14 protein-coding genes, 1 tRNA gene and 1 pseudogene are annotated in these 14,927 nt (G+C 66.0%); 7 read left to right on the plus strand and 9 right to left on the minus strand.

The window, feature by feature from the left end; translation table 11 throughout:
• Nucleotides 1-27 precede the first annotated feature (27 nt).
• Both P0652_RS02235 and P0652_RS02240 read left to right on the plus strand, forming a co-directional pair.
• Entirely contained in the window at nt 28-303 is a 276-nt protein-coding gene (locus tag P0652_RS02235) for a DUF3253 domain-containing protein (RefSeq protein ID WP_284177120.1), read from the plus strand.
• A gap of 142 nt (nt 304-445) precedes the next feature.
• Nucleotides 446-1,636 (plus strand): VWA domain-containing protein, encoded by a 1,191-nt coding sequence (locus tag P0652_RS02240; RefSeq protein WP_284177121.1) that lies wholly within the window; start codon nt 446-448, stop codon nt 1,634-1,636.
• A 48-nt stretch (nt 1,637-1,684) separates the two neighbouring features.
• On the opposite strand, the gene P0652_RS02245 is transcribed toward P0652_RS02240, so the two are convergent.
• Both P0652_RS02245 and P0652_RS02250 read right to left on the minus strand, forming a co-directional pair.
• Nucleotides 1,685-2,017 carry an SH3 domain-containing protein gene (locus P0652_RS02245; protein WP_284177122.1) on the minus strand — a complete coding sequence of 111 codons (333 nt, stop codon included), beginning with the start codon at nt 2,015-2,017 and terminating at the stop codon, nt 1,685-1,687.
• A gap of 43 nt (nt 2,018-2,060) precedes the next feature.
• Nucleotides 2,061-3,233, minus strand: coding sequence for an isovaleryl-CoA dehydrogenase (locus tag P0652_RS02250; RefSeq protein WP_284177123.1), 1,173 nt, complete (start codon nt 3,231-3,233; stop codon nt 2,061-2,063).
• Nucleotides 3,234-3,451: 218 nt separating this feature from the next.
• Between P0652_RS02250 and P0652_RS02255 the strand changes: the two genes are divergently transcribed.
• A complete protein-coding gene (locus P0652_RS02255) occupies nt 3,452-4,816 on the plus strand; it encodes an oligosaccharide flippase family protein (RefSeq protein ID WP_284177124.1) in 1,365 nt (454 codons plus the stop codon).
• The gene (locus P0652_RS02260; protein ID WP_284177125.1) at nt 4,813-5,958 is read left to right on the plus strand and encodes a GNAT family N-acetyltransferase; all 1,146 of its coding nucleotides are present in this window, start codon (nt 4,813-4,815) and stop codon (nt 5,956-5,958) included. The genes P0652_RS02255 and P0652_RS02260 overlap by 4 nt, the downstream gene beginning before the upstream one ends.
• An 18-nt stretch (nt 5,959-5,976) precedes the next feature.
• Here P0652_RS02260 and P0652_RS02265 read toward each other — a convergent pair whose 3' ends face one another.
• The 5 genes from P0652_RS02265 to P0652_RS02285 all read right to left on the minus strand — a co-directional run bounded on the left by P0652_RS02265 (nt 5,977) and on the right by P0652_RS02285 (nt 11,105).
• Entirely contained in the window at nt 5,977-6,810 is an 834-nt protein-coding gene (locus P0652_RS02265) for a glycoside hydrolase family 25 protein (protein ID WP_502947442.1), read from the minus strand.
• A 1-nt stretch (nt 6,811) separates the two neighbouring features.
• Nucleotides 6,812-8,893, minus strand: a complete 2,082-nt coding sequence (locus tag P0652_RS02270; RefSeq protein ID WP_284177126.1) for a putative bifunctional diguanylate cyclase/phosphodiesterase — start codon at nt 8,891-8,893, stop codon at nt 6,812-6,814.
• Between the two features lie 98 nt (nt 8,894-8,991).
• Nucleotides 8,992-10,410, minus strand: coding sequence for a magnesium transporter (gene mgtE, locus P0652_RS02275; RefSeq protein WP_284177127.1), 1,419 nt, complete (start codon nt 10,408-10,410; stop codon nt 8,992-8,994).
• A 177-nt stretch (nt 10,411-10,587) separates the two neighbouring features.
• Nucleotides 10,588-10,672: transfer RNA gene (locus P0652_RS02280), tRNA-Leu, on the minus strand.
• 130 nt (nt 10,673-10,802) lie between these two features.
• The gene (locus P0652_RS02285) at nt 10,803-11,105 is read right to left on the minus strand and encodes a FliM/FliN family flagellar motor switch protein (RefSeq protein WP_284177128.1); all 303 of its coding nucleotides are present in this window, start codon (nt 11,103-11,105) and stop codon (nt 10,803-10,805) included.
• A 106-nt stretch (nt 11,106-11,211) separates the two neighbouring features.
• Here P0652_RS02285 and lipB point away from each other — a divergent pair, with 106 nt between their 5' ends.
• On the plus strand, nt 11,212-11,913 hold the full coding sequence (gene lipB / locus P0652_RS02290; protein WP_284177129.1) for a lipoyl(octanoyl) transferase LipB: 702 nt from the start codon (nt 11,212-11,214) through the stop codon (nt 11,911-11,913).
• Nucleotides 11,910-12,422 carry a GNAT family N-acetyltransferase gene (locus tag P0652_RS02295; protein ID WP_284177130.1) on the plus strand — a complete coding sequence of 171 codons (513 nt, stop codon included), beginning with the start codon at nt 11,910-11,912 and terminating at the stop codon, nt 12,420-12,422. The genes lipB and P0652_RS02295 overlap by 4 nt, the downstream gene beginning before the upstream one ends.
• Nucleotides 12,423-12,560: 138 nt before the next feature.
• Here the strand turns inward: P0652_RS02295 and P0652_RS02300 are convergent.
• Together P0652_RS02300 and P0652_RS02305 are read right to left on the minus strand one after the other, a co-directional pair.
• Nucleotides 12,561-12,971: pseudogene (locus tag P0652_RS02300) on the minus strand (gamma-glutamylcyclotransferase family protein); the annotation flags it as partial.
• Nucleotides 12,972-13,061: 90 nt separating this feature from the next.
• A complete protein-coding gene (locus P0652_RS02305; RefSeq protein ID WP_284177131.1) occupies nt 13,062-13,472 on the minus strand; it encodes a hypothetical protein in 411 nt (136 codons plus the stop codon).
• Nucleotides 13,473-13,793: 321 nt separating this feature from the next.
• Between P0652_RS02305 and P0652_RS02310 the strand changes: the two genes are divergently transcribed.
• Nucleotides 13,794-14,927: a dipeptidase gene (locus P0652_RS02310; protein WP_284177132.1), complete on the plus strand. Its 1,134-nt coding sequence runs from the start codon at nt 13,794-13,796 to the stop codon at nt 14,925-14,927.

The following is a 14,927-nucleotide window of genomic DNA, read 5'->3' on the forward strand; positions in this document are numbered from 1 at the left end:
CCTCATGACCATGAAATGCCCGCCACCATGACACATCCCGCTCCAGATGCAGCCGCCATCGAGGCCACCATGCTCCAGCTTGTGGCCGAGCGCGGACCCGAAAAGTCGATCTGCCCGTCCGAGGTTGCCCGCAGCCTGGCCGGTCCGGCTTCGGAGCAATGGGGGCCGCTGATGCAGCCGGTCCGGCAGGTTGCGGTACGTCTGGCCTCAGCGGGACGCATCGTCATCCTCCGCAAGGGAAAGCCGGCCGATCCGCATGATTTCAAAGGCGTTTACCGCCTGTCCCTGCCCCGGCTCGACTGAAACGTCCGGCTCTTCGTTCACCGTTTGGTGACGAAGCGCAGGGAGAGCCCGCTCCGGCGGGCTTGGCAAGACCGGGTTTCTGTGGTTTTTTGCGTTCAGATTTTTTGACTTTATTCCTTTATTTTTTTGATTTGAGGATTTCATGCGGTTTTTCCGCAGGTTCAGGGCCGATGTCTCGGCCTCCATCCCTGTTATCGCCAGTATGCTCATGCTGCTCATCGTCGGCGTGACCGGCGCAGCCGTCGACTTCAGCATGGCCGCCCAGCAGAAGGCCCGCCTTCAGGGCATGATCGATTCCGCCGCCACGGCTTTGGCGATGGATCCTGAAGCGCCGCGCCTCGGTGCGGCCGAGATCGACGCGCGTGCACTGGCCTATGCCCTCGCAGCCGGATCAGGCGAAGCGCCGGACGGTCTGCAGCTCCTCGCCCAGTACTCGTCCGGGCAGGTAACGATCGAGGCGAGAGCCCGGGTCGCCATGTTCATCGGGCGCATCTTCGGTTTCGATTTCGCCTCGATCGCCGCCACGGTCACGGTGGAGCGGGCCCAGACCAGCGCGCTCGAAATCGCCCTGGTGCTCGACAATACAGGGTCGATGGAGGACGAGAAGATCCGCGAACTCAGGCGTGCCGCGAAGCTCTTCCTCGACCGGATGGAGCAGCTGGCGCGCCAGCCCGGCGATATCCGCATCGCCATGGTGCCGTTCGGCCGGAATGTGCGGGCCGATCCCGACTGGATGCAGGAAAAGTGGCTCTCCGGCACGCGCCCGAAGAAATGGAAAGGCTGCCTGACGGATCGGGCCATGCCGCATGACATCGCGGATGATCCACCGGACGGGCAGGCCGCCCGCCTTTTCGTGGCCGTGGATGACAAGGAATGCGGCAAGCTTGCTCCGATCCTTCCGCTCACCGAGGATTTCCGGAAGCTCCGGAGCCATGTGGACGAGATGATCGCCGATGGCAGCACCAACATCCCGATCGGCCTTGTCTGGGGCCTGCATGCCCTCTCGCCGCGCGCACCGCTGGAGCAGTCACGCCGTGCCGAGCGCCCCAACCTCCGGCAGGTCCTGATCGTGCTGACCGACGGCGACAACACCGACAATCGCTGGAACATGAAGAGCGAGGCCATCGATGCACGCCTGCGACTGGCTTGCCGCAATGCCCGCGATGCGGGGATCGTGGTCTTCACGATCCGGCTGATCGAGGGCAACGAACGGCTCCTGCGGGACTGCGCCACCTCGGACGAGCACTATTTCAACATCCGCCGGGCGAAGGACCTGCCGGAGCTCTTCTCCGGGATTGCCGGCTCGCTCACCGGGCTGAGGATCACCCGGTAACGCGGGCTGCCCCCAAGCCGGGCTGCACCGGGCGCGCCGAGCTACCGCTCAGCCGCATTCCCGTTCGATCAGCCCGGCGGAAACCCAGCCCGGCTGGACCTTCCCCTCGCCATCCTCGCGGAAGATCACCGCTTTCCAGCCGCGCGGATTGCGACGGGTGGAATCGAGCTGCACCATCTCGCCGGCCTTGAGCCGCCGGATCAGCTTTCCCCCGGTGGAAGGCGCGTCCCGGAGGGCCACGAATCCGTCCCGCGTGGCCTTGACCTCGCAGAAGGCCGTTGCCCGGGCTGCGCCGCCCGGAAGCAAAAGGAAAATCGCCGCCAAAAGGATCGCCGACGCCAGTGCCCGCCGGAACGCGCCCCTCGTTGCATGATGCGGCATGGCGGTCTCCCTCCCGCGTATCTTGTTGATCCGGCTGCGGGCCTCACGCCCCCTTGTTGAACAATTCCCTGCCGATGAGCATACGGCGGATCTCGCTGGTGCCGGCGCCGATCTCGTAGAGCTTGGCGTCGCGCAGAAGGCGGCCGGTCGGATAGTCGTTGATATAGCCGTTGCCGCCCAGCAGCTGGATCGCATCCAGCGCCAGCTTGGTCGCCTTCTCCCCGGCATAAAGGATGGCGCCAGCGGCATCCTCGCGCGTGGTCTCGCCCCGGTCGCAGGCCTTGGCCACCGCATAGACATAGGCCTTGCACGCGTTCATGCCGACATACATGTCCGCCACCTTGCCCTGCACCAGCTGGAATTCGCCGATCGACTGGCCGAATTGCTTCCGCTCATGGATATAGGGCATCACGACATCCATCGCCGCCTGCATGATGCCGAGCGGCCCGGCCGCCAGCACGGCGCGCTCGTAATCGAGGCCGGACATCAGCACATTCACGCCCTTGCCGATCTGCCCGAGAACATTCTCTTCCGGCACCTCGCAATCCTGGAAGACGAGTTCGCCGGTCTCCGAACCGCGCATGCCGAGCTTGTCGAGCTTCTGCGCCACGGAAAATCCCTTGAAGCCCTTCTCGATCAGGAAGGCAGTGATGCCGCGCGGCCCGGCCTCCGGGTCAGTCTTGGCATAGACGATCAGCGTCTCGGCGGAGGGCCCGTTGGTGATCCACATTTTCGAGCCGCTGAGGATGTAGCGGTCGCCCTTCTTCTCGGCGCGGAGCTTCATCGAGACGACATCCGAACCCGCGCCCGGCTCTGACATGGCCAAAGCGCCGAGATGCTCGCCCGAGATCAGCTTCGGCAGGTAGCGGGCCTTCTGCTCGGCACTGCCCCAGCGGCGGAGCTGGTTGACACAGAGATTGGAATGCGCGCCGTAGCTCAGCCCCACCGAGGCCGAGGCTCGCGAGATTTCCTCCATCGCCACGCAATGCTCGAGATAGCCGAGCCCGGTGCCACCATCCTCTTCCGGCACAGTGATGCCATGCAGGCCGAGCGCGCCCATATCCGGCCAGATCTCGCGCGGGAACCAGTCCTCGCGGTCGATCTTGTCGGCCAACGGCGCGATCTTGTCCTGGGCGAAAGCCGCGACGGTCTCGCGAATGGCATCGGCGGTCTCGCCGAGGTCGAAATTGAACGGCTTCGCGCTGTTCGGGATCATGATTTCACTCCCAGGATCATGGTTTCTTATGCGCCGGCAGGGCCGGTATTTAGGACAATAATACTGACCCTTCTGCCGCGTCCGCCAGGCTTTGGCAAGCCCGCCCGGCCTTTCAGAAGCTGCTAACCCTGCCGTCCGAATGCCGCAATGCCTTAACGCAGCAATGAACACTCGCCGCTAGGCTTGCGCAAGGAAAGGATGCGCAAGAAAGGGCGTGAATGGCCAGCCTGCCGGAGACTGATGTGCCGCCAGCGGGCCAGCTCGCCCGCAGGCTGCCGCGCCTCGCCGCGCGGTGGCATCGGCATGGTGCGGCCCTTTCGGCCCTCTCGGTGCGCCTTGCCGCCGCAGGCCTCGCCTACCTGCTCCAGATCGTGCTGGCCCGCAGCCTCGGCCTCGCCGAATACGGCACGTTCAGCTTCGCCTGGAACCTCGTGACGATCGGCGGCTTCCTCGCCACGCTCGGCTTCGGCCAGATCGCCGTGCGCTTCCTCGCGCAATACCAGGCCGGCGGCGATGCCGGCCTCGCCCATGGCTTCCTCCGCGCCGGCACCATGGTCACTGTCGGCGGCGCGCTGGCCTTCGCCGCTCTGGGCTTCGCGATCTTCCCGTGGATCACGGCAGGATATGGCGAAACCTGCAGCCGGGTTCTCGCTATCGGCCTGATCGCCCTGCCCTTTTTCGCCCTGTCGGATTTCATCGAGGGCATTGCCCGCTCGCAGGGCTGGACATGGCGCGCCCTCGCACCGTCCTATCTGGTCCGGCAGGGGCTGATCATCCTGCTGCTGCTCGGCGCCATGGCCTTGGGGCTCAACCTCGATGCCGACTATGCCATGATGGCGGCGCTGGTCGGCACGCTGGTTGCAGCGTCCCTGCATCTCGCCCTCGTCGTGCCGCCGGTCCTCCGGCTGTTCCCGCCGGCACCACCCCGCCATGCTTTCCGCGAATGGCGGCAGGCCGCAGGGCCGATGCTGCTCTCGGACCTTGCCGTCCTCGCACGCCAGCATGGCGATCTGATCCTGCTCGGCCTGCTCGCCCCACCCGCGACGGTAGGTCTCTATTTCGCCGCCACGCGGATCGCGTCACTGCTCGGCCTGATCGAATTCGCCCTCGGCGCCGCATTCGGCCATCGCTTCGCCCGTCAGGCCCGCATCGAGGATCCCCGGGCCTTCGAGGCGCTCTATGCGGAAACGCGACGTCTGACCTTCTGGCCCGGCCTTCTCGCCGCCATCGCGTTGATGGTGCTGGCGCCCTTCATCCTCCAGCTGTTCGGCGAGGCCTTTGTCGCCGGTGCGCTGCCGGCGCAGATCCTCATCGCGGCCGCCGCCGTCAAGCTGGCTGCCGGCCCGGCAGAGGAAGCCCTGGCCATGGCGGGCCATCCCGAAACGGTCTGGCGCGGCCAATGCGCCGGCGCCCTGCTGACAGCCCTCCTCTGCCTTCTGCTCGCCGGCCCATGGCAGGCCGGGGGCACGGCGATCGCCGCCGCCGCCGGCACCGTCTTCACAACCCTCTGGCTGGCCCTCGCGGTCCGGAGGCATCTCGGCTTCCAGCCTTTCGCCGCGCGCCGGAGCGGTGAAGCGGGATGAGCCGCATGCCGGCCTGGTCGATCCTGCCTTTTGCCGCACTTGATGCGCTCCGCGAGGAATGGCGCGCTCTGGCTGCGCGCGCGCTGGACCCGAACCCCTTCTACGAGCCGGATTTCCTGCTGGCCGCCGAGGCGCTTGGCGAAGCCGGCCGGCTCTCGGTACTGGTCGCGCGCGAGGCGGAGGGCACAGGCGCCCTTCTGGCCCTGATCCCGCTATGTCGTCCGGGCTGGCGGCAGGGCTGGCTTCGCAGCACCTGGATGATGCACGCGAACGCCTATACGCCGCTGACCACGCCTCTCCTTGACCGGGAACGCGCGCCGGAACTGGTTTCCGGCCTGCTGGAGGCTGCGCCCGCACGGCTGCCCGGCAGTGCCTGGCTGATCCCGCTGCTGCCGACAGCCCGCCCCTTCTGGCAGCATCTCCGGCAGGCGCTGGATGCGAAGGGTCTCGCCCATCTCCCTGTCCGGAGCTTTGCCCGGGCCGCCATCGAGACCGATCAGGAATTCGAGCGCTATACCGGCCGCCACGGCCAGACCCTGCTGCGCCGGGAACGCAAGCTCGCGACCCATGGGCGTATCCAGTATGTGGTTGCCGAGGGGGATACCCCCGCAGGCCGGGCCATGCTCGACGCCTTCCTGGACCTTGAGGCAAAAGGCTGGAAGGGCCGGCAGGGCACGGCACTCGCCAGCCGTCGGGCGAGCCTAGCCTTTGCCCGGCAGGCCTTCCGTGGTGCCAGCCCGACGACGTTGTACGAGGCGCTCATGCTCAACGACCGGCCTATCGCGGTCAATGTGAACCTGCTTTCCGGGGGTGTGCTCTACACCATCAAGGCCGCTTTCGACGAGGATTACCGCGGCTACAGCCCGGGCAACCTGCTGGACCGCCACACGATCGCGCTGGCCACCGGCCCATCGGCGGTTACCCGCGTCGATTCCTGCGCCAGCCCCGATCATCCGCTCGAACTGCACTGGCGCGAGCGCGAGGCGATCGGCACCCTGCTGGTGGACTGGACGGGGCGTTTCGGGCCGGCTGGCCTCGCAACAATGGCGGCCTGGCTCACGCGCGTCGATCGGGGGATCAGCCGGCTCGGCGCCCTGCGCGCGCGCTGGCGCAGGGCCATTCCCGGCAACCGGAAGGCGTGAACCTCACGCCGGCCGGCCTTACTCCTCGGCGTCGTTGCTGGCAACCTGCCGCCCGGTCACGCCGTTCTCGGCAAGGAATCGCTGCCAGTCGCGTCGCGGACCGGCATAGACGTTCCGGTCCACCGGACCCTTGATCCCGGGAACACGGCCCGTCGTGGTGAATTGCCAGAACTTCCAGTTGCGGTTCTCGTAGCGCTCATGCGGCTCGGCAGCCACCGAACGCAGCCAGAAATCATGGTCCTTGTAGTGGCCCTCGAGCACCTCGGCATGGAAGGGGATGTCGGTATAGATGATCGGCTTCTTGCCGGTATGCTCGCGCATGGCCTTCAGCATGATGGCGATTTTCTGCCGCGCCAGTTCCGGGTCGATCTTCTTCGGGCAGGTGCGCGAATGGCCGTTCCATTCCACGTCGAGAACCGGCGGCAGCGCATCGGCATCGCGCGGCACGTTCTGCCGGAACCACGCCGCCTGCTCCTCCGCCGGGCGGCACCAGAACACGAAATGATAGGCCGCGCGCGGCACGCCGGCCTGGCGGGCGCCCTCCCAGTTCAGGCGGAAGCGCTCGTCGAGATGGTCGCCGCCTTCGGTCGCCTTGATGAAGGCAAAGGCGGTGCCGGCGCGCTTGACCTCGAACCAGTCGATCTCGCCCTGCCATTTCGACACGTCGATGCCGTGAACGGGGAAGCGATGCGCCTTGGCCACGCCGGGATGCGGCTTGGCATCGCTCTTCAGCGGATAATAGGACGCTTCCATCACGCCCGTCGAATTGCAGGCCGAGATCATCAGGGTCGCGGCCAGGGCGAGGAGACCCGAACCCAACCGCTTTCCGGTCGTTCTGAGGCAGATCGTCATGTCATGCAGCCTGTACTGGTGAATCAAGGGTAGTCAGTTTCGTGTCATCGACAAGGCCCAGCTCGGCGATGGGCGCCGGTCGCCCGAAAAGATAGCCCTGCAATGCGCCGCATCCGGCACTGGCGAGGAAGCGCTGCTGCGCGGGCGTCTCGATTCCCTCGCCGACAACCTGCATCCCCAGAGACCGGGCAAGGCTGACCACAGAGGTCACGATCATGGGCGCTTCAGGCTTGTCATCGAGGCTGGCGATGAAGCCCCGGTCGATCTTCAGCACGTCGAATTTGAACCGGAGCAGATGCGTCAGGCTGGAATAGCCGGCGCCGAAATCATCGATCGCGAAGCGGATCCCCCGCCCCTGCAACGTCTCCATGATGGTGGCGAGGCTGTCCGGATCGCTGATGATGCTGGTCTCGGTCAATTCGAGGCAAAGCCGCCCCGGCGCGACACGATGCCGGGCCAGCGCATCCATCACGAAATCGGTGAAGCCCGGCGCCAGCACTTGCCGGCCGGTGGCATTCACCGAGATCCGGCACTCCCCGTGCGGCCCGAGTTCGGCCAATGCCCGGTCAAGCACGAAATTGCCGAGGCCGATGATCAGATCGGATTTCTCGGCGATCGGGATGAAGTCACCCGGCTGGATCACGCCACGCGACGGATGCTGCCAGCGCACAAGCGCCTCGTAGCCAGTGACCTCGCCGGACAGCGCCTGCACGATCGGCTGGTAGGCGACGAAAAGCGCCTGCGTCAGGATCGCTCCGCGCAATTCCCGCTCGAGCATCCGGCGATAGGCGATGTCGCGTTTCATATCGGGGTGATAAGTCATCGCAACGCCCCGGCCGGCAGCCTTGGCGGCATAGACGGCCAGATCAGCCATTTTCAGCAGGTCCTCGCCATCGCCGGTTTCCTGGACCGAACTCGCCGCCCCGATCGAAACGCCGATTGGCACCAGCCCTTCCATCGGAATGCGCTGCCGCAGCGATTGCTGGAGATGGTAATGGAGACGCTGGAGGGCGCCATCCCCGACGGTTTCCGGCAGGATGGCGACGAACTCGTCACCGCCGAGCCGAGCCACGAAGCCGGATGCCCCGATTTCCGTACGGAAGACCTCCGCCGCCAGTTTCAGCACCCGGTCGCCGGCCTGATGGCCGTGCTGGTCGTTGACGCTCTTGAACCCGTCGAGATCAAGCATGAGTACGGTCGTCGGCGGGAAGGCGCGGGTGGCCGGCGCCACATTCTGCAGATGGTCAAACAGCGCCCGCCGGTTCGGCAGCCCGGTCAGCGGATCGGTATGGGCAAGCGCCTCAACCTGCTTGAGTTCACCCATGAAACCGTCCCGAGCCTGGCTCCAGTAGCGGCGCAGCAGCATCAGCACGAACAGCCCGAGGGCGAGCGCGGCAGCCAGAACCGGCAGGACCAGCCCGGTGATCGTCCGGGAAATGCGTCCGCTCCGCCACCCCAGATAGGCGATGGGGTCGCCGTCGAGGCCGTCAACCGCAAGCCGGCCATTCGCATGGAGGATATCGCCGGGCTGCGCGGCAACAGGTTGCAGATGCAGGCCGAAGCTCTCGAGCGCGGCTGTCAGCGGCGCGAAATCGATCAGACCGATCATCAGCCGGCTCTGCCCCAGCAGATCGCGGGTCAAGGCGATGAAGGCGAGGTTCTCGTCCCTGGGGGGGCCGATCCGGACAAGATCCACTCGCTCGCCCTTCGGGTCGATCCGTTCGAGCGCGTGCAGCGCCTGTTCCAGCCGAGCCACCGTGCGCTCATCGGCGAGGAGGCCGGCAATGCGGCTGCCCGTCCTGCTGACCACGAAGCGCCCGGCCGCGGACGCGGCAAAGACGGCATGGCTCTGAACGTTCCGCGCCAGCCAGCCATCCGCCTCGAGGCCGGGCTGGGGCAATTGTTCGCGGAAATCGGCGGCAAGGCCGGTCAGGCTCTGGCGGACGAGTGTAGCCTCGTTCTCGAAAGCGCTGTGATCGATAAGGCGGGTGGTCCAGGCCATCAGGCCGAGCGTCGCAACCGCGATCACCATGATGATGATCGCGCCGGCATCAAGGGTGCGGACCAATGAACGGCCGTGCATGCAGGGTTCTCCAGACCAGTCCCTGCCGATTTGGCTGACCAACGCTTAAGGCGACGTTTGAAAACGTCGTTAACGCGTTTGGCTTTCGTTAGGATGCCTCAACCGAGGCCGAACCACAGGGTTGCGACCCCGAGAAAGGCAAAAAAGCCGATAATATCAGTGACCGTTGTCACGAAGGGCCCGGACGCCACCGCCGGGTCGACATCCAGGCGGTGAAGGACCAGCGGAATGACCACGCCCGCCAACCCGGCCGCCACCAGCGTGACGATGATCGCCACGCCGATCACCAGCCCGAGTTCGGCATTGCCGAACCAGAGCGCCGCGACAACACCCATGATGAGAGCGAAGGACAGGCCGTTGAACAGCCCGACCAGGATCTCACGGTTGATGATCCGGCGGACATTGTGCCCGGAAAGGGCCCGTGTCGCCAGCGCGCGCACGGCCACCGTCATCGTCTGCGTGCCGGCATTGCCGCCCTGGCTCGCCACGATCGGCATGAGTACGGCCAGCGCCACCATCTTTTCCAGTGATCCCTTGAACAGGTCGATCACGGCGGAGGCGATGATCGCCGTCAGCAGGTTCACGAAGAGCCAGGTGAAGCGCGCTCGCGCGGTGGCCATCACCGAATCGGACAGTTCCTCCCCGGAGGTGACACCGCCCATCGCGCGGATCTCGGCATCGGCCTCCTCGTCGATGATGTCGACGATGTCGTCGAAGGTCAGCACGCCGACCAGCCTTTCGGCATCGTCGACGACGGGGATCGAGACGAGATTGTAGCGCTTGAACAGATCCGCCACCTCGTGCTGGTCATCGGTGACGCGGGCCACATGGTCGGCCTCGTCCATGATCTCGTCGAGCGGCACGGGGCGCTTGGTCCGCAGCAGCCGGTTGAGCGAGACATGGCCGATGATCCGCCCCGCCGGATCGATAGCGAAGATCTCGTAGAACTCGTCCGGCAGCTCGCTCGTCTCGCGCAGATAGTCGATCATCTGCCCGACCGTCCAGAACGGCGGCACGGCGATGAAATCCGTCTGCATCAGGCGGCCGGCGGAATCCTCCGGATAGTCGAGGCTGCGCTCGAGCGCGACACGGTCCGGCGCAGGAAGGTTGGCGAGAACCTCTTCCTTGTCCTCGGGTTCGAGGTCTTCCAGGATGTAGACGGCATCATCCGAATCGAGATCGCGCACGCCCTCGGCGATCTGCTCGTTCGGGATTTCCTCGAGGATCTCCTCGCGGACCGTGTCATCGACCTCGGTCAGCGCCCGGTAGTCGAAATCCGCGCCGAGAATCGTCACGAGCCGCGGGCGATCCTCCGTCGGCAGGGCCTCGATCAGCGCACCGAGATCGGCCTCGTAGAGATCCCCGGCCAGAGCCGTCAGCGCATCGTGATCCTCCCGGCCGATCGCCTCGCGGATCGCCTCGATGAATTCGGCGAGGATCTCGCCTTCCTCGTCGCGGAAATCGCGCGGCAGGGTCGATTCGACCATGGCAGGTTCGGCAGGCGGGAGCGACACCATCTGGAACCTCCGGAAAAGCGGGCTGGATGCATCCACTTAAGGAGAGGATCGGCGTTTGGGAAGGCTCGTTCTGCCCCGGCCAAGCAAATGCCACCGGAAACGCGAAAACCCGGCCTGTCGACCGGGTTTGCAGCTTGCCTTCGCAGAAGACGGGACGGACCTTCCCGGAGAAGGAAATGGTGCGGACGAGAGGACTCGAACCTCCACGGTGTTACCCACTAGCACCTCAAGCTAGCGCGTCTACCAATTCCGCCACGACCGCACACCGGGAAAAGGGGGTTGCCCGTCTCACCGAGGCGCGCTGTCTAACAAAGCCCGCCGGGTCTGGCAAGCCCGAAAAGACCGGGCGGAACGCGCCTGCGCCCGCCACAACCGGGCCGTGCTTCAATGGATCAGAATTCCTCGTCCTGGTCGCGCATCGCGGGCCTCGGCATCGTGCGCTCCACTTCCGGCCGGCGGATCAGGCTGGTCACTTCCACCTGGATGCGCTTGCCCTGCACGATCACCTGCCCCCGGGCCACCGGGAAATCATTGGCGAGGATCTCGATCTCGTCATTCTCGTTCGAATCGAGCTCGATCACCGCGCCGCGCCCCATGCGGAGCAAGTGATGGATCGGCATCCGCGCCCGGCCGATCACGACCTCGATCTCCACCTCGACGCTATCGACCGTGTTGGTCCGTTCTTCACCCGACATCCGGAATTGCCCCCGCTGGATTGACCCTGAAGCCGGAACGTCTCAGGTTCGAACGACTCGAAACTTCGATTGACCCGGCAATTTCTGCCCATCTATGTGCCAGCTTATGGTCAACAGCCCGTTAACGCGCCCCGAATTCCGCCCGCAGGCGGCCAGCCATTCCCCGGTGGAATGGCGGCTGTCGGAAGGGCTCGTCCCCTATCCCGAGGCCGTCGCCTGGATGAAGGCCCGCGCCGCCGCCATCGCGGAGGGGACCGCGCCGGAATGCGTCTGGCTGGTGGAGCATCCCCCGCTCTATACCGCCGGCACCAGCGCGCAGGGCGCGGACCTGCTTCAGCCGCGCTTTCCCGTCTACGAAACCGGCCGCGGCGGGCAATATACCTATCACGGCCCCGGCCAGCGCGTGGCCTATGTGATGCTGGATCTGCGGGCCCGCCGGCAGGATGTGCGCGCCTTCGTTTCCGCGCTCGAGGCCTGGGTGATCGGCACGCTGGCGGAATTCTCGCTGACCGGCCTCACCGATCCGGCCCGCGTCGGCGTCTGGGTCCGGCGGCCCGACAAGGGCCCAGGCCATGAGGACAAGATCGCCGCCATCGGGATCCGCCTGCGCCGCTGGGTATCGTTCCATGGCATTTCGCTCAATGTGGAGCCCGATCTCGGCCATTTCGACGGCATCGTGCCCTGCGGCATTGCCGAGGCGCGCTATGGCGTAACCAGCCTTGTCGATCTCGGCCTGCCGGTGACGATGCCCGAAGCCGATCTCGCGCTGAAGCGCGCCTTCCGGCCGATCTTCGGGGATGTGTCATGAGCGCATCCGGCATCTCCCTCCTCCGCGGCTGGGCGCCCGGTCTGCCCGGCTGGGTCATTGCCGAGCACGGCCGCTCCTACGCCCGGGACTGGCAGTTCGGCGCCGGCTTCGAGGCCAAGGTTGCCGAGGCGATGGGCGAATGGCTCGGCCGCTACGACCCCGGGCGGGACCTCCTGCTGACCGCGATGCTCGATGGCAAGCCCGTCGGTTCGATCAGCCTCGACGGGTCCGGCCCGCATGCTGCCAAAGAGGGGGCGCGGATCCGCTTCTTCATTCTCGCCGAGGCGGCGCGCGGCCTCGGCATCGGCCGCCGTCTGATGGGCGAGATGATGGCCTTCATCGAGGAGACGGGCTTCGACCGCGTATTCCTGACAACCTTCCGCGGGCTCGATGCCGCCCGCCATCTCTACGAGGCGGAAGGCTTCCAGCTTGTCACGGAGACGCTTGATTCGAGCTGGGGCCGCCCGCTCCACGAACAGCTCTTCCTCTGGGAGAGGCCGCGGCCATAAGCGGTTTCAGCCATCCCACTCGCCGGCGCGGTTGTCGCGCGGGCGCTGGTCCGGCGAAGCCGCGCGCGGGCGGACCCCGGCCACCGGCCCGGCCGAAGGCACTGCGGCGGCGGGAACCGTCTTCGCGCCGCTGCTTTTCCAGCGCGCAAGTTCGTCGAGATAGGGTTTCGGAAAGCCATGGGCCTGCGCTGCGGCGAGAATGCCTTCGAGATAGCCGGGGCGCGGCCGCCCCGGCGCGGCATTGGCGGCCACATAGACCAGCGCCCGCTTCGCGCCATCGGCCGCAATCACCGGCTGGTTGATCTTGGCATAGAGGCCGCGATCGACCCCTTCGAACCGGTCGAGCGGGCGGAGATCGGCGAGAGCGAGGTCCCAGAGCACGCCATGGACGCTCTGGCGCGGATCGCGCACGATGCTGGCATAGCCCTCGGCCATGATAATGAAGCGATGGCGCGGCAGGCGCGCGGGCCCGATCAGGCGGGATTGCGGGGCGCGGGCCGCCATATCGGCGACGTCCATATTGGCGCCATAGGCGAAATAGAGCGGCATGGTCCCTCGGGCTGTTCTCGGCCTCAGAGGTCAGGCCAGCGCCCCGCTCCTGTCAAGCCGCCTGCCGCTTGCGGGCAGGCAGCCGGGATGTCAGTGCCAACCGCGCAGCCGGTTGCGCGAGTGCTTCAGCGCCAAAGCCGTCAGGGCCTCGGGCACATCATTCAGCTCGCGGACCAGCGCGAAGAGCAAAGCCGGCATGGAAGGGGAAGGCTCGCCGGCGAGGTGGTCGACCAGCCAGGCAAGGTCCTCGGCGCCGATGCGGCCGGCGGGAGCCTTCTGCCAGACGAGATATTCGACCATCGCCTCGACGAAATACGCCGTCCATTCGGTATCGGCATGGCCCTGGAGCATGTCCTCACGGATCATGTCTTCCGCCTGGGCCCGGCTTTCGAGGATCAGGAACGCCCGGGCATCGAGTTGCTCGGCCAGAGAAGCCGGGCATCCGGGCAACCCGACGGTTTCGATCACCGGGCTGACCGGCATACGCAGAAGCGCCGACATCGTTTTCTTCCCTGTTCGCGGGGGCGCCGGAGCGCCCCGTCCTGTGATCCCGGGTCCGGAGACCCTGTTTCGCCTGTTCGGGCTTTCGCCCTTTTTCCTGTTGTCACGGGGCGTTTTCCGCCCTCGTTGTCGTGAGAATGAGCTTTAGGTGTTGCTCAAACCTGAATCTGTGCGCTGGAACACAAATCGCGGTTTAGGTTTCACCAGCAAATGCCGTTAACGTGACGTTGCCGGCCGGGTGCCATGGGTCATTCCCTCGCTTCCCATTCCCGTGCCATGATGCGGCGAATCCATGATCAAACCACGATGGAATTGGGAAAAATGCAGCGCGATTTCATGTCCGAAGCGCGGGATTTCCTCGCGCGGACCCGGCTTGTCGATGGCCATAACGACCTGCCCTATGTGATCTGGGCGCGCGGCAGCCATGGCGATGTCCGGGCCTGGAATGCCGCCCGGCTCCACCCCGAAACCGATACCGACATTCCGCGCCTGAAGGCCGGTCTCGTCTCCACCCAGGTCCTGACAGCTTTCATCCCCACCATGGTGGAAAAGCCGATCGATGACCGGCTGGCCGTGATCGACGTCATGCTCCAGCTCGAGCAGCTCTATCCGGAAACCTTCCATCCCGTTCTCGCGCCGGATGACATGGAGGCCGCGCAGGCTGCCGGGAAAATCGGGCTGTTCAAGGCGGTGGAGGGGCTGGTCGGGGTCGAATCCCTCGGCCATCTGCGGCTGCTCCATGCCATGGGCATCCGGCTTGTCACGCTCTGCCACAACGAGACCCTGCCCTTCATCGACAGCGCGACAGACCATCCTGGCCGCCGGCCCGGCAATCGCCCGCTTTCGCCGTTCGGCGAGAGCATCATCGGGGAAATGGAACGCCTCGGCCTGATCATCGACATGGCGCATGTCTCCCCGCCCGCCCAGCATGCGGTGATGGATTGCGCGAAAGGCCCGGTCATGATCAGCCATGCGAATGCACGCGCCCTGTGCGACCACCCGCGCAATGCCCCGGATGATGTGATCCGGCGGATCGCCGAGGGGGGCGGCATCGTCATGGCCACCTTCGTGCCGGCTTTCCTCGAACAGGCGGTCTTCGAGAGCATGCAGCCGGTCATGGATGGCCTCGGCAAGGTGCGCGAGGATATCGGCGACGAGGAGTACCGCCGCCACAAGGATCGGGCCTTCCGCCGCTTCGAGGGCGATGGCATCGACGCGCTCATCCGCCATCTCGAGCATATCCGCAATGTCGGCGGGGCGGATTGCCTCGGGATCGGCTCGGATTTCTATGGCGGGCCAAACCCGCCCGGCCTTGAGGATGCCGCCACCTTCCCGGCCCTCTTCGCCCGGTTGATGCAGCGCGGCTGGTCAACAGGCGATATGGAAAAACTGGCTGGCGGAAATTTCGAGCGGCTCTGGCGGCAGGTCTACCGCGAAAAGCCGGCAATGGCCTGA

It is taken from the genome of Rhabdaerophilum sp. SD176, from assembly GCF_030143245.1.
GTDB lineage: Bacteria > Pseudomonadota > Alphaproteobacteria > Rhizobiales > Beijerinckiaceae > Rhabdaerophilum.

Excerpts from the sequence above, each read along its gene's own strand:
- P0652_RS02270 (WP_284177126.1), bottom strand. The coding sequence starts at position 8,893 with ATGCACGGCCGTTCATTGGTCCGCACCCTTGATGCCGGCGCGATCATC.
- P0652_RS02240 (WP_284177121.1), top strand. The coding sequence starts at position 446 with ATGCGGTTTTTCCGCAGGTTCAGGGCCGATGTCTCGGCCTCCATCCCT.
- P0652_RS02255 (WP_284177124.1), top strand. The coding sequence starts at position 3,452 with ATGGCCAGCCTGCCGGAGACTGATGTGCCGCCAGCGGGCCAGCTCGCC.
- P0652_RS02265 (WP_502947442.1), bottom strand. The coding sequence starts at position 6,810 with ATGACGATCTGCCTCAGAACGACCGGAAAGCGGTTGGGTTCGGGTCTC.
- P0652_RS02305 (WP_284177131.1), bottom strand. The coding sequence starts at position 13,472 with ATGTCGGCGCTTCTGCGTATGCCGGTCAGCCCGGTGATCGAAACCGTC.
- P0652_RS02295 (WP_284177130.1), top strand. The coding sequence starts at position 11,910 with ATGAGCGCATCCGGCATCTCCCTCCTCCGCGGCTGGGCGCCCGGTCTG.
- mgtE (WP_284177127.1), bottom strand. The coding sequence starts at position 10,410 with ATGGTGTCGCTCCCGCCTGCCGAACCTGCCATGGTCGAATCGACCCTG.
- P0652_RS02285 (WP_284177128.1), bottom strand. The coding sequence starts at position 11,105 with ATGTCGGGTGAAGAACGGACCAACACGGTCGATAGCGTCGAGGTGGAG.
- P0652_RS02310 (WP_284177132.1), top strand. The coding sequence starts at position 13,794 with ATGCAGCGCGATTTCATGTCCGAAGCGCGGGATTTCCTCGCGCGGACC.
- P0652_RS02235 (WP_284177120.1), top strand. The coding sequence starts at position 28 with ATGACACATCCCGCTCCAGATGCAGCCGCCATCGAGGCCACCATGCTC.
- P0652_RS02250 (WP_284177123.1), bottom strand. The coding sequence starts at position 3,233 with ATGATCCCGAACAGCGCGAAGCCGTTCAATTTCGACCTCGGCGAGACC.
- lipB (WP_284177129.1), top strand. The coding sequence starts at position 11,212 with ATGGTCAACAGCCCGTTAACGCGCCCCGAATTCCGCCCGCAGGCGGCC.
- P0652_RS02245 (WP_284177122.1), bottom strand. The coding sequence starts at position 2,017 with ATGCCGCATCATGCAACGAGGGGCGCGTTCCGGCGGGCACTGGCGTCG.
- P0652_RS02260 (WP_284177125.1), top strand. The coding sequence starts at position 4,813 with ATGAGCCGCATGCCGGCCTGGTCGATCCTGCCTTTTGCCGCACTTGAT.